A 13,928-nucleotide genomic window follows, 5' to 3' on the forward strand; every position below is an offset into this window, starting at 1 on the left:
CCGGGCGCTCGACTAGCGTCGCGGGGTCACTCGATATGCGGTTGTGGCGCCAGAATAGGGCACACGCGATCGTTCCGCGTACGGTTTCCGGTCGGATCACCGAAGAAGATCGAAGGTTCCTCGTCTTCGCAGTTCAGGGCACTGATGTTCGACCCCTGCGCAATGCCGCCTTGCTGACGGGAAAGCCTTTGGGTCCGCTTTGGTTGTTTCGCGTTTTTGGGGTGTATCAGCGCCGATAAAGAGCGATAAGCGCCTTCGATGGGAAAGCCGATGTCACGGGCCGCTGAAGCACACCGGATCACGGCCACCCCGCACCGGAGTGCTCGGGGGCCGAGCCCTCATGCGGCCCCGTCCTTCACCCCGGCCTTCGCTCCGTCGGGTCCGGGACCGCGCGGGTGACCTCGGGCTTCCCGCCGCTCCGCCGTGTGCTCAGCTCGTGGACCATCACCGCCGACAGCCACAACGCGGTGAGTGGAATGACGAACCACAGCATCGCGGCGCTGTAGGGCCGCAGGACCGCGTGTTCGGTGGCCTCCAAGACCAGGTAGGAGATGTAGGCGGCGTAGAAACCGACGAGCAGGGCGCCCTCCCAACGGGTCACGGTCAACCGGGTCAGGGTGACCGGCAGCAGTACCAGGGCCACCGCCACCATGATCGGCAGGTCGAACCGCAGGGCCGCCGGCGCGACGGCGATCCCCTCGGGGGCGATGAGGGCGGTCAGACCCAGCACCGCCCCGAGGTTGAACACGTTGCTGCCCACGATGTTGCCCACCGCCATGTCGCGCTCGCCCCGCCTCACCGCGACGACGCAGGTCACCAGCTCGGGCAGTGAGGTACCGACCGCCACCACGGTCAGGCCGATGAGCAGGTCGCTCACCCCCAGCGCCGTCGCGATCGCGCTGGCCCCGTACACGAGCAGCCGTGCCCCGGCCACCAGCAGGACCGTGCCCAGGGCCACGAACGCCAGGTCCACCAGGATCGACCTCGTCCGTGTGGTGCTCCGGGCCGGGCCGTCCGCCCCCGGACCGGAGCCATCGGCGCTCACCCTCACGGAGGCCGAACCGTCGATCGCCCGACGCCGGGAGACGATCACCGTGACGGCGACGTAGACCACCAGGGCCGCGAACAGCAGGCCGCCGTCGACACGGCCGAGGTTCCCGTCCAGGGCCATCAGGAGCACGACCACCGACAGCACCACCATCACCGGGATGTCGGCACGCACGACCTGGGAGTTCACCAGCAGGGGGACGAACAGCGCCGACGCCCCGAGCACGAACAGGATGTTGGCGATGTTGCTGCCCACGACGTTGCCCACGGCCAACCCCGGATATCCGGAGAGCGCGGCGTCGGTACTGACCGCCAGCTCCGGTGCCGATGTCGTGAACGACACCACGGTCAGGCCCACGACCAGCGAGGACATCCCCATGGTCCGCGCCAGCGAGCCGGCGCCCCGGACGAGCGACTCCCCTCCGGCGATCAAGAGTACGAAGCCCGCCGCCAGGGCGAGAATCACCAACACGTTCACGTGGGCCTTCCGATCGTCTCACCGGGTCGCGCTGGGCATACCCGTCACCACGGCCTTTCTCCCATGCGGGTCCCCCGGTTGCCGAACTCGGAAGCGGCGGAGCGAAGTCCGCCCCGCCCGCCGAGCCACGGACCCCGTCACGGGCCGGGTCGTTCGCTCGGCGGATGTCGGGAGGCCGGGAACCATCCGCTCATCAACGGCGGTGAAGCCGCACCGAACCGTTCGGTTCCGACGTTTCCGGAGCGATGAGCCGGTCCCACGCCCCCGCCGTCCGCACATGACGAAGGGCCCGGGGTGTTGCCCGGGGTCTTCGCGCGGATGTGGTTACTTCTCGGCCGCCAGGGCCGCGACCCACTCGGAGGAGGTGAAGCTCAGATGCCCGGCGTCCCTGTTCCGGGTGTCGCGGACGTCCGCGCCCACCGCATGCTCCCGGGTCTCCACGCAGTTCGCCCCCGTAGAGCTGTAGCTGCTCTTGTGCCAGTCGTTCATGCGAGGTCCTTCAGTTCTGCGAGCGAGTGACGGGCGGGGAGAGCCATCGCCAACGACTCTGTGACAAGTGTTTGCAGCCGCCCGTGCGAAGCGTTTCCGTGGATGACGTTACCGTCTGCGTGATCGCTGCTGATAGCCAGTTCCCCGGAGCGCAATCGGAAGGCGAGAAGAGTGGAAGCGGGTTCCAGCAGGATCGACCCTCCCGGTACCAGGTGCACCGCCACCCGTCCGGTGGCGATCAGGTTCAGCAGGTGCTGTGCCTGCTCCCTCCGGACTTTTTCGTCGAAGCCGGTCAGAGCAGTCGCAGGGAACACCGCCGTGACCCGGAGCAGGGGAAGTTTCCCCAAGCGTTCCGTTCGCAACTTGGTGAGCCGTGCGATCTCCTCATCCGACACCAGCGGCCACCCTGACCGGAAGACCTGGGTGGCGTACGAGGCGCACTGGAGGTACCCGGGTACGAGCACGGGGGAGACGATGTGGAGAGTGCGTGCGGCCTCCTCGATTCCGGACAACGTTCTCGCCCATTCCGGAACCGCTACACCGCTGGCCGCCACGCGCCACGATGACAGCAGCTTTCCCTCGGCGTTCAAGACGGCGTCAAGCGTTTCCGCCATGGGCAACTTTGGCAGTGAATGACCGTTCTTCCAGCGAGAAACCGAGGCCACGGACGAGGCTGTGCGCGCGGCAAGCTGTTTCTGAGAGAGGCCGCGCAGTTCCAGGAACCGGGCGAGCGATTCAGGAAAGGGGGGTTCCGTCATGTGGGTCAGATTACTTCTGAGTTCCACATCGCATCAGGGTTTTCCTGGAAATCCTCAGTTGATGGCGGTACCGGGGGATCGGAAGCCACCTTGGTGCCATGGAACCTGTAGCACGGCAGACCCCGACTCCACGGGGACACGACACCGAGACGGCGGTGCTGGCGCTGCACTCCGCACTTCGTCGCCGAGGTGTGGCGGCAGTGGCCGGCGACCTTCCCGACTCGGTGCGGGCGGAGCACGCGGGGCGGCAGATCACCGTCCGGCTCGTGGACGGCCAGTGGTGGCGTCCGATGCCCGGCGAACCGAGCGTCACCGTCCCGGTCGCCCGCCAGGGCTCCGAGGACCTGCTCGCTCGGCACCTCGTCTCCGAACTCCTGGGGCGGCTGTGAACGCCGACGAACCCCTCACCTGGGCCGAGTTCCGCCGCCTCACCCGGCCCCGCGCACCGCGGATCCCGCAGCCCCGCCCGGAGGAACGCCCTCCGCTGCCCCGCCGCACCGCCATCCGCACGCCCGAACCCCCGGGAAGGGAAACCGCGATGCCCGCCCACCCCGACGCCTCGGCCCCCCACTGCGGTCGGCCCGCCACCGCTCCCCAGCAGGAAAAGGCCGACGAACTCTTCGACCGGCTCTCCTCCCTCCTGCGCGACGCCGCCGACCCCGACGCCGACCCCGCCCGGCTGGTCCGCGAGGCCGACCGGGCCTTCGACACCCTGCACCGGCACCTCAGCCGCGGTGGCGCGCTGCCCCGGCCCTGGCGCGACGCCCGCCACTGACACCGTTTCCCTTCCGGAGGGGACCCGAATTCCGCCGGGGCCGAGGGTTCTCCGGGCCTTGAGGAGTTCACCCTTGAGATATCCGGCGACGGCGGTTCCTACCGTGTCCGCCACGGCGGCCTGTTTCTGTAGGAGCACACCCCCTGAGGAACCCATGCCCGGTGGCCGACTCCTCGGTCGTTGCTCCACCACGTCCGCCGCGTGGTGGAGCAGCAGCGCCATCGTCATCGGCTTCGCTGGCCGCGCCTTCGGTCTGGCGTCGACACCGCCCCCGGCGGCATCCCTTGGGGTCGGCGGGGGCCGGGGTCACAGATCCCGCCCCACGTAGGCGAGGAAGAACATGCCGTAGAGCAGAGCCGATGAGAACAGGTACGTGAACACCGGTGTGCACAACAGGGCTCCACCCCGGGCGGCGATCCCACGGCACAGCAGGATGAGCAGGGCCACCCCGCAGAGATCGAAAGCGGTCACATAGGGGTTGGCGTGGTCCGCGTAGTAGGGGAGTCCCCGGTAAGCCAGGTACAGGGGGATGAGGATCAAGGAGACGGGTACGGCCGCGGACAGGGCTGCGGTCACTGCTCTTGCGGATCGGAGTCGGTTCCCGCACACGCCCAGAAGGGGGCCCAGCCAGAGGGCGGTGAACGCCCACCCCTGGTACTCGAACTGGTTCCGGGCGTACTCCGTGCTCTGCCCACCGATGAAGTGTCCGAGCACCGCCGCCACGAGGACGGCGGCTCCAAGCGTGGCCGCCCACCCGCGCCGTACCGCCAGCCATCCGACCAGCACCGGCGGCAGGACGAACAGCCCGACGGAGACGCTGCTGTAGATGTTCCATTTGAAGACATAGGCCTCTGAGGCCAGCCCACAGACGAACCCCAGGGCGGCCGCCGTTACAAGGACAAGCCAGGGGTACCGGTCCAGGAACGCCCTAAGGGTGCCGGGCGGTGGTTCCGGGCGCGCCGACCAGAATATCCGTTTGATGCTAACCGTGGCGCGGGTGGGGAGTTTTTCACTCATCAGGGGTTCCGCCGGTCAATACATCGGTCAGGTAATCCATGGTCTCCTCGTCCTTGAAGTAATCACTGTGGCCGGTTTCATTCCAGGGTTTGTGGCGATTGCTCACAGGATCTCGGGTATCAGGATCGCTGATGAACCTGTCCTCGTGCAGTGGCCTACCGAAGTCCACCCCAGGAATAAAACCTGACGAAATGATCCAGTCATCATCTCCGACGACGATATGCACATCCTCTGGATCAGTGGAAAGCTCGGTGACGTGGTCGACGCTCGCCCCCGGGCCACCGACCAAAAGCAATTTATCTGTGCCCAGGCCACCACCGATGGCGGGATTGTCCGCCGCCCCGACGACGTAGGCGCCGAAGCTATGCCCCAGGACTGTGGTGTGCGGTGGAGTGTCTCCTTGGTGTGTGGCTCGCAGGCCTTCCTGGAAGTCGACGAGATCGCTGGCGGCCTCGTCAGGGCTGAAACCTGCACTGGGAGGCGTGTTGTATCCCATCCACACGATGGTGGCGTGCTCCGAGTCTGGATCTTTTTCCCGAGCTCCCTCGTAGAGGTCTTCTGCTCGTTGCATCGGTAGCCCGATGGTCCCCATGTCGTTGGACATGCCGGGAACCACGGTGGTCACGTAGTCGGCTATGTCGGGATTCCCATTCGAGATGACCGCTTGCCCTCCACCTTCGGCCCACGGATCGAGATAGATGAGAAATTTACCGTCATCCTCCTCCAGCATATTTTTTATCTCTTCCAAGTCGAGACGGGTGCCCAATATATAATATGGATCCGATAGGTTGAATTTCTGGGTATTCTCAATTTCTTCGAGCAGATACTCCCGGTTGAGCTGGTCACGCACGACGATGGGGATGCCGTCGAGGTTGCGCAGATCATCCCGGTAATCCTCCACGGCCCACTCCTGCTGGTGCGGGGCGAGGTCGCGCCACCAGTCGGCGACCTCCTGCGGGGTCCAGTCCTCGGCCGGGCCGAACTCGATCTCGGCAGGTATTTCACCGCCCAGGAGGTGAACTTCGCGGCCGCTGATGAGCCCACGGTCCACCGCGCGCTCCCACAGGGCCTGGTCGGGACCGTTGGTGAGAACCTTCTCGGTCCTCTCCTTCTCCTCGTCGAACTCCTCGCGGGCCGTGTCGTGCTCCTTCAGCAGGCCCGCTCGCACGGTCAGCGCGTGAGTCATTTCAGCGGTCTCCGGAGAGGTGCCGTCGGCGGTCAGCATGCCGTCCGCCTCTTCGATGCGCAGCAGGGCGGCGGCCTTGTGCTCCTCCCAACGCCGCTCCAGATCCTCACGTACCTCCTTGTACGTTTCCACCGCGTCCGCGTAGAAGCCGAGTGCCAGGCCTGTACCGGTGAGCAGTTCGGCCAGGTCCTGCCAGGACTGGACGTCTGTTTGGGAAGCGTCGCCGATGTCCCAGGCGACGGCCCCGGCGAATTCGGTGGCGGTGGACTGTAACGTTCCGTCCAACTCTCCCGTGTGGCCGAGCATCGTGTTCCTGAGCTCGTACAGTTGCTCGGCGCCGCCCCTGACCTCTTCGGCATCGGATTCGATGTCTTCGGGCAGGCCCAACTTCAGTCCGGCGATCGACACGAAAGAGCCTCCTTAGAAGAAGTTGATCTCAAGTGAGGGAACGGCCGTGGTCGAAGCGAAATCGTCGCCCGCGGTCCTGTCGGTTTCCCCGATCTCACCGGCCGCGCCGCCGGTGTTCTCCGCCAGGGCGTTGGCGTTGGCCGCAGCGGTCTTGATCCGCCTGCCGGCTTCGGCCTCGAAGTCGTGCAACGCCGACTCGATGTCCCAGGCGCCGTGCACCAGATCGCTGAAAGCCTCGAAGAGCGGCCCGGACAGACCCGACATGGTCTCCGCCATCTCTTCGGCGGACCGGCTCCCCGCAATGGCCTCTGGAAGGTTCACACCGGCTACGGACATGCGTGCTCCTAGGGGAAGAAAAGCAAGGATGCGGGGCGACGAAGGATCATAAGGCGCCCGAGAGGGGCGAGGAAACGTTAAGTGGGCCTTTGGCTCCGCTGCGCGTCCATGCCTCGTGTGGATCTGCTATGTGGCCAGGAAGTTCTTCTTGATATGAATAAAAAACAATGATATTCATCATTCTTGGTGCCTTCGACCTGCTTCTTTTCGGCTGGCGAACGGCACAGAATCCTCCTGTCCGCCGAAGGCCTCTCGGCCGTGACCGCAAGTGGTCAAGAAGCGCCGCGCCTCAACATCGATTCGTCGGCGGGTTGTGGCCACTGGTGGATACCGCACCCCCGCCTGTCATGTCCCTGGCTGGCGAAGGGCAGACCACCGCCTGGCAACCGTGGTACGCGCCGAGTACCGGCGGCCCTGAGGAGACTCCGACTCCGCGGGTGCCGCGGGCCGTCCCCCTTCCCGTTGTCGGGACCTGTTCTAGGGTGTGGACCATGGCGAGATACCCGATCACCAGACTTGAAGCCGACGGCTTCGGGCCGCTCGACGAAGTCGACATCCGGCTCAGCCCGACGTTGAACATCGTCACCGGGGAGAACGCCACGGGGAAGTCCCAGCTGCTCAAGCTTCTGTACGCGGGCACCCGGTCCCTGTCCGGCAGGCCGACGCTCACCAAGAGCGCGCTCTCCTCCGACATCGCAGAGGCCCTCATCGGGATCTTCCGGCCCGACCAGCTCGGACGCCTCGCCCGTCGGGTCCAAGGGCGGGGCCGTGCCCGCGTCGAGCTGAAGTACGGGGGGATCAGCGACCCTCTGGCCTTCGACTTCGCTTCGAACGCCCGGAGCGACGTGCGGATCGTCTCACTGCCTCGGACGCCGCTCGACGACACACCGGTCTTCCTCCCGTCACGGGAACTGCTCTCCCTGTACCCGGGCCTGGTCTCCCTGTTCGAGACACGGGAGGTCGAGTTCGACGAGACCTGGCGCGACACCGCACTGCTGTTGGGCCGATCCGCCCTGCGAGGCCCCCGGGTAAAGGCCGCGACCGAACTGCTGGCCCCCCTGTTGGGAGAGATCGAAGGGACCGTTCTGGAGGAGAACGGACGCTTCTACGTCCGCTTGCCCGGCGGTACGGCCGGGGCGGGCAAGATCGAGGCACACCTCGTGTCCGAGGGCTTCCGGAAACTGGCCATGATCATCAGGCTCGTCTCCAACGGGGTACTGCTGGAAGGCGGCTACCTGTTCTGGGACGAGCCGGAGGCGAACCTCAACCCCAAGACACAACGGGCGGTGGCCCGGACCATCCTGGCCCTGGCCCGCAGCGGCACCCAGGTGTTCGTCGCCACTCACAGCGTGTTCCTGTTGCGGGAACTCGAACTGCTCCTCGAACAGGAAACGCAGGAGAACCCGATCGAGCCCCGGTACATCGGCCTCTACCGGGAGGCGCCGACGGAAGAGGGCGCCCTTGTGCAGGCCGTCCGCGCCGAAACCGCGACGGACCCGGCTGACCTGAGCGCGATCGCCGCTCTGGAAGCCGAGTCGTCCCAGAGTCTGCGGTATCTGGGAGTCTGACCGCATGCCGGTGGAAACCGAGGTCGACGGGTCATTCTTCGTCTTTCCCGACGGCTGGCACGTGGAGAAGCTGGACGAGTGGCCTGAGCAGAAGCAGGCGACCCAGCCCCCGTTCCACTCCAAGGGCTGCGACCTCGTGGCGATGAAGGACGGGATCCTGTGGCTCATCGAGGTGAAGGACTACACGTATCCGAACGCCCGGGTGCCGGACGACCTCGCGGAGAAGGTCGGCCTCAAGTTCTTCCACTCACTGGCAGTCCTGCACGCGGTGGCGCGCTGGGGGCAGGACAGCCGTCGGGAATTCAGCGCGGCTGCTCTGGCCTGCCGGGAGGCACATGTCTGCCTGGCGGTGGAACTACCCGACGGAGGGCGCAGGCTGATCGGGGTGCAGACCCCGCTCGCCAACCTGAGGGCCGGACTCCGGCGGGTCACCAGGAAGTTGAACGTGCACCGTCCCGTCGTCAGCAACTCCCACAGGATGAACGGCGTTCCGTGGGAGATCCGGCGGAATCCCGAAACCCGTGGCACCCACAGCGACCGCTGAGACGGCGGTTGGCAGGGCGCCCGTGCCACTGAAGTCTCGCTCGACCGCTTCAGACATGGCGGCGTACGGGCCGGTGCCGCATACCTTCCGGAGCCCCGGGGCACCCTCGGCGGGGGGACGGCAGGGGGCGTGCGGGAGAGTGCGGCGTGGAGATCCCCCCGCATCGAGGAGAGGCACATGTCCCCTGTCCAGATCATCCGTACGGTGGCCGCCGCGCTGATTGCCGGCGGCGCCGCCCTCGGGCTGGTTCCCGGCGGCTCGTGCGGGGCGGGCTGGTGGTCCCTGCCCAGTACCGGCGATTCGTTCGGGTGGTTCGCCTACACCCCCATCACGGACGGACCGCCCGTCCTGCCGCAGGACATGTGCGAGACGGCCACGGCTCCTCTGGGGTCCTGGGCGATCGCACTGGTCGTGATGGGAGCGGTCCTACTGGCGGGGGCGTGGTTCACCACCTCGCACCGGAGCGGCGGCGAGCCGAAGGAGTAGGAGCCCCCCCGGTGCGGGGTCCGCGTCCACCGGGTTCGGACGGCCTACCATCGCGCTATGGGCAGGGAACCTTCGACTCCGGGGGCGCCGTGGTTCGCGCGCGGCATCGCCCCGGTATGGGACCGGTTGGCCGCACCGGGCGGTGACGCGCCGCTTTTCCGGCGCTCGGATCTGGACGGGCTGCCCGCCCCGGTGGCCCGGTGGCTCGCCCGCGCCGTCGAACCGGGCACCCCGCTCGCCCGCACCGCGCTGCTGGAGATGTCCGGCCGCATCCTGGTCGGTGGCTGGCGGCGGTTCACCGCGCGGCAGGTCATCTCCGCCGGGCGCGGCTACGTCTGGGCGGCGACCGCCTGGTTCGGGTCGCTGCCCGTGTTCGGGTTCGACCGTTACTCCGACGGTACCGGGGAGATGCGCTGGCGGCTGGCCGGTGCGCTGCCGGTGGTGTCGGCCTCCGGCGACGACATCGCCCGCAGCGCCGCCGGGCGACTGGCGGCCGAGCTGGTGCTGACCCCCGGCGCGGCTCTGGCGCCGTTCGTGCGCTGGGAGGCGGTCGACGACACCTGGGCCGGGGCCCGGGTGGAGATCGGCGGCCGGATCCACACCCTGCGCGTGGAGGTCGACGCCGAGGGGACGCTACGGAGCGTGCGGCTGCCCCGGTGGGGTGACCCCGACGGGCGGGGGTTCGCCGAGCACACGTTCTTCTCGCTGTGCTCGGGGGAGCGCCGGTTCGGCGGTTTCCGGCTCCCGGCCCGGGTGACGGCGGGCTGGGACACCGGAGACCGGGGTGCTCCGGGGGACGCCGAACCCTTCATCGACATCGAGGTCACGTCGGCCGCCTTCCGCTGAGCGGCCACGGCAGAACCGACCCGGCCCCTACGACTCCGAGGCCACACTGTTCTCGGAGGAAGGAAACTATTCCTTTACGGCAAGTGATTCTGGGAATACTCTCCAAGGGACATGCTCCCCTCCCCAGAGGAGACCCGTTGGAGTTCACCAAGATCAGCGGCGGTTGTGAGGACGACCCGTGCCCCGCCGTGTACACGACCGACCGGAAGAGCTACATCGTTCAGGGATACACGATCAGCGACCCGGACGTCCTGCGGCGGTTGGGACTTCCGCCGGGAGAAAACGCTGTCGAGATTCCCCACGATCTCTTGGAGGGGCTTCGTGGCGAGGCTCGATGACGACCGGTTCAGTGCCCTGTTCCTCACCTCCGCCAAGAGCGTGTTCCGGTTGGAGACCCTGCCCGTCTACAACCCGGTGTCAGAGGGGGAGAAGTTCCGTGCCTACATGGCCGGTGACCCCTGTCCCCGGGTCGGCGTGGTCACCCCCTACATGCGAACGGTCATGGACCATGTCGCACAGGGTGTTCGCCGCTACCGCGTGCACGTCGTCCACAGCCCGCTGACGGACTACCTGCGGTACGAGATGGAGTGGGGGTACGCGTTCAACGCCCAGGCCGGCGAGGAGATCCTCATTCTCGACACCGCCGAGCGCGGCCGACCGGAAGGCCTCCTGGATGAGGACTTCTGGTTCTTCGACGAGACCCACGTGGTGCGGATGGTCTACCGGGAGGACGGCGAGTACCTGGGAAGTGAACTCGTTGAGGACCCCGAACCGGTTCACTACCGCACCCAACGTGACCTCGCATTGGCCCAGGCCGTACCCTTCGACCAGTATTGGAGTGCCCATCCGCAGTACCACCGGGACTGATGGCCATACCTGAGTCGTTCCACCAGGACCGCGCCGAGCTGGCCGACCGCCTCCGTCGGCTTCGCGCGGTCTCCGGTATGTCCGGCACACGTGTGGCCGAACTTCTCGGCTGGAGCCAGTCCAAGGTCTCCAAGATCGAGACGGGCAAAGTCACGCCCTCCGGCGAAGACGTCCGGTCGTTGCTCGATCTCTACCGTCCGGAAGTGAGAGAACGGGAAGCTCTGGAGGTTCTCTCCCGAACCCTGGGCGAGCGTCACCGCTCTCTGCTCATGCTGCGCAAACGCGGCCTGGACAAGGAACAGCGCACGATCCAACGGGTGGAGTCGTCCACCCGGGTTCTCCGGGTCTTCGAGCCGAGCGTTGTTCCCGGGCTCCTCCAGTCGGCTGAGTACGCACGAGCGGTCTTCAGCCGCCCGCTCTCCGCCTCCGGTATCGATGCGACCAAGGCGATGAACGCCAGGATCGACCGTCAGGCGAGGTTGTTCGATCCGGATCATCGGTTCCACTTCGTCATCACAGAGGCCGCCCTGCGCTGGCGCATGGGAGGGGCCGCAACGATGGTGGGGCAGATGGACCGCCTGGCGAACCTGTCCACTCTCGTGAACGTGCGGCTGGGTTTGCTTCCCTGGGACGTGGAAGTTCCCGAACTGCCCAACAACGGATTCGACATTCGGGACGACAGAGAGGTGGCGGTGGAGGGGTTCACCACCCACCGGCTTCTGACCGACCCCCGCGACGTCCGCTTCCACCTGGACGTCTTCCAACTGTTCGCTGACGCCGCCGTCTACGACGACGAAGCCCGGGCGTTCCTGACCGAGCTGGCGCGCGAACACGCCTGACGGCCTCTCATCGGGTTGATCTCACCGAACCGCCACACAACTATTCCTTGATGCTGTAGGTTTCTGAGAATAGTCTCTTGTTGTGTGGGAGGGAAGACTCCCGACCCACCCTCCTGGAAGGACACCCCCATGGAACAGCAGACCTCCTACGAGCCCCCGACCGTCACCGACCTCGGCGACGCCCGCGAACTCATCCTCGGCACCGGCGCGCACGACACCGCCGACATGAACACCGCCCGGTACAACTGACCGTCACGATGACGACGGCGTCGAGCGTGGAACGCGCGCTGACCGCCCTTGCCGCCCGGCACCCCCTGGTGCCGGTGCGGCGCGTCGGCGACGAACACCGTGGAGCGGTCCTGTTCGGTGAATGCCTCGCCGACCCCGCAGAGGTGGAGGAGGCGTTCGCCGCCACCGGGACCGCCCCGCCCGCCCGGGCCCTGGAAGCGCTGCGTGTGTTCCCCGGCCGCTACGGGGTGGCCTGCCACGACGCGGAGGAGACGGCGGTGACCAGCGATCTCGCCGGGGTCCTCCGAGTCTGGTTCCGGGTGGCCGACGCGACCGCCCCGGCCCGGTTCGCCCTGACCCCGACGGCCCTCCTCGACCCGCACCGGCTCCGAGTCGATCCGGGCGGACTCGCCATGAGGCTGTTCGTCCCCGACGCCGTGGGCACCCTGCCGGAAGGTGATCCGTTTCAGATGCCGCCGCCGGCCCGCCACAGCAGGACCGATGAGAACACCGACAAGGTGCTGAACAGGAGGGTGAACGGGACGGCGATCGCCAGGGCGAGCGCCCGGGGCGCGAGGCCGCGGCAGGCCAGGAGCACCAGGGCGGCGGCGCACAGGTCGAGAACGTAGATGCGCGGGTCGGCGTGCTCCGTCGCGTGGGTGCCGACGCTGTATCGGAGATGGACAGGGGCGAGCAGCAGGCCGATGACCAGGGAGGCCGCCGTCGCACGGCGGAGCGGTTCGCCGTCCCGCAGCCGGTGGCCCATGAACCCGAGCAGCGCCCCGAAGGCCAGGGCGATGACCACCCATGCCCGGTACTCCAGGTCGTTCTGGGCGTACTCGATGAACCTGACCCCGACGAAGTGGCCGAGCACCCCGCCCAGAAGGGCGGTCATCCCCGCCAGAGAGGCAGGGCCCGGCCGGGACGCGGCCCACCCCGCCAGCACCGCCGGTACGACGAACAGGCCGTACGAGGCCGCGGGATACTCGTCGGGTTTGAAGACGTACAGCGCCGAGAGCGCCCCGCACATCGCGCCCAGGACCGCCGCCGCGAGCGGTAGTGGCCACGGGTGCCGGTGCCGGAACCCACGCAGAGCGGAGGGAGGTGGCTGCGGCGATTCGCCCAGGCCGTGCATCCGGTCCACTTCTCCGATCCTGTCAGGTCGTCTCTCTTCCCGAGCCGGGTGGAGGAAGGCTGCCGCGCAGGCCGGGATGAAGGGCATCGGTCACCCGCTCCCGCCCGCGCGGCGCCCCGCCTCCGAAAGCCCCTCCGGGACCGGGTCATCTCCCGGCACCGTCCCTCCGCCCCTCCGCCGTCGCGCCCTACCGCTCCGGGGCGGCCGGCACCCGTGTCCGTCAGCCGTTCGTGGTCGCCACGCCCTGGGAGAAGGTGAGCTGCCCGCCGTTGAGCATGTACACGTCGTACGGGCTGATGGTGTCCTCCGCCGAGTCCACCCATTCCACCCCGCCGTCACGCGCGTGGCACGTGAAGTCCGCCGGGTCCTCGGCCCCCGGGGCCAGGACGGCCACGTCGTCCATGTCGCAGAACACCGCCTCCGCCCCGCTCTGGTGACGCAGGTTCTCCTCCGCGAACGCGCGGGTGAGCGGCACCTCCGGGTGTTCGATGGAGAAGGCGATCCCACCGGAGCCCTCCTCCGAGGTGAGCGGGAACTCCAGATCGACGTCCCCGTAGACCAGCGTGCAGGTGTGGCTCGCTCCCGCCTCCTCGCGCATCTCCGCCGGACACTCGGCGACGGCCTCCGGGTCCACGGCGCCCGCGATCCCGGAGACGTCCGCCAGCAGGTGCCAGGCCGCCCGTTCGGCGACGGGGGCCGAGTCGTCGGGCCGGTCCGGCAGCCCGGACAGGTCCGCCTCCGGCGGGTCGGCGGGCACCTCGCCCTCCACGAGCAGCGCGGACAGGTCCTCCTGGGAGGCCTCACCCGGGGCCTCGGGGGCGCCGCCCGAGCAGGCGGTCAGCGCCAGGGCGAGGGCGGCCACGGGCAGCAGGGTCGTGCGGGGGAACAGGGGCATCGTCGCGTTCTTCCGTCGTCGGTTCT

18 protein-coding genes are annotated in these 13,928 nt (G+C 67.8%); 10 read left to right on the forward strand and 8 right to left on the reverse strand.

Translation table 11 applies throughout. The features are described 5' to 3' along the window. Positions 1-355 precede the first annotated feature (355 nt). The 3 genes from PWG71_RS24945 to PWG71_RS24955 form a co-directional block, all read right to left on the reverse strand. On the reverse strand, positions 356-1,525 hold the full coding sequence (locus PWG71_RS24945) for a calcium/sodium antiporter (RefSeq protein ID WP_274812437.1): 1,170 nt from the start codon (positions 1,523-1,525) through the stop codon (positions 356-358). A gap of 324 nt (positions 1,526-1,849) precedes the next feature. Further along, the gene (locus tag PWG71_RS24950; RefSeq protein WP_274812438.1) at positions 1,850-2,014 is read right to left on the reverse strand and encodes a DUF397 domain-containing protein; all 165 of its coding nucleotides are present in this window, start codon (positions 2,012-2,014) and stop codon (positions 1,850-1,852) included. Further along, positions 2,011-2,772 carry a Scr1 family TA system antitoxin-like transcriptional regulator gene (locus tag PWG71_RS24955; RefSeq protein WP_274812439.1) on the reverse strand — a complete coding sequence of 254 codons (762 nt, stop codon included), beginning with the start codon at positions 2,770-2,772 and terminating at the stop codon, positions 2,011-2,013. Before PWG71_RS24955 ends, PWG71_RS24950 begins: the two co-directional genes overlap by 4 nt. A gap of 98 nt (positions 2,773-2,870) precedes the next feature. On the opposite strand from PWG71_RS24955, the gene PWG71_RS24960 reads away from it, so the two are divergent. Further along, entirely contained in the window at positions 2,871-3,161 is a 291-nt protein-coding gene (locus tag PWG71_RS24960) for a hypothetical protein (RefSeq protein ID WP_274812440.1), read from the forward strand. Continuing rightward, the gene (locus tag PWG71_RS24965) at positions 3,158-3,547 is read left to right on the forward strand and encodes a hypothetical protein (protein ID WP_274812441.1); all 390 of its coding nucleotides are present in this window, start codon (positions 3,158-3,160) and stop codon (positions 3,545-3,547) included. Before PWG71_RS24960 ends, PWG71_RS24965 begins: the two co-directional genes overlap by 4 nt. Before the next feature lie 306 nt (positions 3,548-3,853). Here PWG71_RS24965 and PWG71_RS24970 read toward each other — a convergent pair whose 3' ends face one another. Genes PWG71_RS24970 through PWG71_RS24980 form a run of 3 tightly spaced genes read right to left on the reverse strand, consistent with a single transcriptional unit; the run spans position 3,854 to position 6,494 of the window. Continuing rightward, positions 3,854-4,564: a DUF6518 family protein gene (locus tag PWG71_RS24970; protein ID WP_274812442.1), complete on the reverse strand. Its 711-nt coding sequence runs from the start codon at positions 4,562-4,564 to the stop codon at positions 3,854-3,856. Next, complete coding sequence (locus PWG71_RS24975; protein ID WP_274812443.1) at positions 4,557-6,158, reverse strand: alpha/beta hydrolase; 1,602 nt, start codon at positions 6,156-6,158, stop codon at positions 4,557-4,559. Before PWG71_RS24975 ends, PWG71_RS24970 begins: the two co-directional genes overlap by 8 nt. A gap of 12 nt (positions 6,159-6,170) precedes the next feature. Continuing rightward, complete coding sequence (locus PWG71_RS24980) at positions 6,171-6,494, reverse strand: hypothetical protein (protein WP_274812444.1); 324 nt, start codon at positions 6,492-6,494, stop codon at positions 6,171-6,173. A gap of 491 nt (positions 6,495-6,985) precedes the next feature. Between PWG71_RS24980 and PWG71_RS24985 the strand changes: the two genes are divergently transcribed. The 8 genes from PWG71_RS24985 (at position 6,986) to PWG71_RS25020 (ending at position 11,893) form a co-directional block, all read left to right on the forward strand. Next, positions 6,986-8,062: an AAA family ATPase gene (locus PWG71_RS24985; protein WP_274812445.1), complete on the forward strand. Its 1,077-nt coding sequence runs from the start codon at positions 6,986-6,988 to the stop codon at positions 8,060-8,062. Positions 8,063-8,066: 4 nt separating this feature from the next. Then, positions 8,067-8,606 (forward strand): hypothetical protein, encoded by a 540-nt coding sequence (locus PWG71_RS24990; RefSeq protein WP_274812446.1) that lies wholly within the window; start codon positions 8,067-8,069, stop codon positions 8,604-8,606. Between the two features lie 177 nt (positions 8,607-8,783). After that, positions 8,784-9,092: a hypothetical protein gene (locus PWG71_RS24995; RefSeq protein ID WP_274812447.1), complete on the forward strand. Its 309-nt coding sequence runs from the start codon at positions 8,784-8,786 to the stop codon at positions 9,090-9,092. 57 nt (positions 9,093-9,149) lie between these two features. Next, complete coding sequence (locus PWG71_RS25000; protein ID WP_274812448.1) at positions 9,150-9,938, forward strand: DUF6544 family protein; 789 nt, start codon at positions 9,150-9,152, stop codon at positions 9,936-9,938. A 137-nt stretch (positions 9,939-10,075) separates the two neighbouring features. Further along, complete coding sequence (locus tag PWG71_RS25005) at positions 10,076-10,276, forward strand: hypothetical protein (RefSeq protein ID WP_274812449.1); 201 nt, start codon at positions 10,076-10,078, stop codon at positions 10,274-10,276. Beyond that, on the forward strand, positions 10,260-10,805 hold the full coding sequence (locus tag PWG71_RS25010; RefSeq protein ID WP_274812450.1) for a DUF6879 family protein: 546 nt from the start codon (positions 10,260-10,262) through the stop codon (positions 10,803-10,805). The genes PWG71_RS25005 and PWG71_RS25010 overlap by 17 nt, the downstream gene beginning before the upstream one ends. Next, the gene (locus PWG71_RS25015) at positions 10,805-11,644 is read left to right on the forward strand and encodes a helix-turn-helix domain-containing protein (RefSeq protein WP_274812451.1); all 840 of its coding nucleotides are present in this window, start codon (positions 10,805-10,807) and stop codon (positions 11,642-11,644) included. The genes PWG71_RS25010 and PWG71_RS25015 overlap by 1 nt, the downstream gene beginning before the upstream one ends. Positions 11,645-11,773: 129 nt before the next feature. Then, positions 11,774-11,893 (forward strand): lasso RiPP family leader peptide-containing protein, encoded by a 120-nt coding sequence (locus PWG71_RS25020; RefSeq protein WP_274812452.1) that lies wholly within the window; start codon positions 11,774-11,776, stop codon positions 11,891-11,893. A 445-nt stretch (positions 11,894-12,338) separates the two neighbouring features. Here the strand turns inward: PWG71_RS25020 and PWG71_RS25025 are convergent, their stop codons facing one another. Further along, entirely contained in the window at positions 12,339-13,007 is a 669-nt protein-coding gene (locus tag PWG71_RS25025) for a DUF6518 family protein (RefSeq protein WP_274812537.1), read from the reverse strand. 220 nt (positions 13,008-13,227) lie between these two features. Continuing rightward, the gene (locus tag PWG71_RS25030) at positions 13,228-13,902 is read right to left on the reverse strand and encodes a hypothetical protein (protein WP_274812453.1); all 675 of its coding nucleotides are present in this window, start codon (positions 13,900-13,902) and stop codon (positions 13,228-13,230) included. Positions 13,903-13,928 lie beyond the last annotated feature (26 nt).

The organism is Nocardiopsis sp. N85, from assembly GCF_028882275.1.
GTDB lineage: Bacteria > Actinomycetota > Actinomycetes > Streptosporangiales > Streptosporangiaceae > Nocardiopsis > Nocardiopsis lambiniae.

Coding starts and splice junctions, on each gene's coding strand:
- PWG71_RS24950 (WP_274812438.1), bottom strand. CDS start 2,014: ATGAACGACTGGCACAAGAGCAGCTACAGCTCTACGGGGGCGAACTGC.
- PWG71_RS24955 (WP_274812439.1), bottom strand. CDS start 2,772: ATGACGGAACCCCCCTTTCCTGAATCGCTCGCCCGGTTCCTGGAACTG.
- PWG71_RS24960 (WP_274812440.1), top strand. CDS start 2,871: ATGGAACCTGTAGCACGGCAGACCCCGACTCCACGGGGACACGACACC.
- PWG71_RS24970 (WP_274812442.1), bottom strand. CDS start 4,564: ATGAGTGAAAAACTCCCCACCCGCGCCACGGTTAGCATCAAACGGATA.
- PWG71_RS24980 (WP_274812444.1), bottom strand. CDS start 6,494: ATGTCCGTAGCCGGTGTGAACCTTCCAGAGGCCATTGCGGGGAGCCGG.
- PWG71_RS24985 (WP_274812445.1), top strand. CDS start 6,986: ATGGCGAGATACCCGATCACCAGACTTGAAGCCGACGGCTTCGGGCCG.
- PWG71_RS24990 (WP_274812446.1), top strand. CDS start 8,067: ATGCCGGTGGAAACCGAGGTCGACGGGTCATTCTTCGTCTTTCCCGAC.
- PWG71_RS24995 (WP_274812447.1), top strand. CDS start 8,784: ATGTCCCCTGTCCAGATCATCCGTACGGTGGCCGCCGCGCTGATTGCC.
- PWG71_RS25000 (WP_274812448.1), top strand. CDS start 9,150: ATGGGCAGGGAACCTTCGACTCCGGGGGCGCCGTGGTTCGCGCGCGGC.
- PWG71_RS25015 (WP_274812451.1), top strand. CDS start 10,805: ATGGCCATACCTGAGTCGTTCCACCAGGACCGCGCCGAGCTGGCCGAC.
- PWG71_RS25020 (WP_274812452.1), top strand. CDS start 11,774: ATGGAACAGCAGACCTCCTACGAGCCCCCGACCGTCACCGACCTCGGC.
- PWG71_RS25025 (WP_274812537.1), bottom strand. CDS start 13,007: ATGCACGGCCTGGGCGAATCGCCGCAGCCACCTCCCTCCGCTCTGCGT.
- PWG71_RS25030 (WP_274812453.1), bottom strand. CDS start 13,902: ATGCCCCTGTTCCCCCGCACGACCCTGCTGCCCGTGGCCGCCCTCGCC.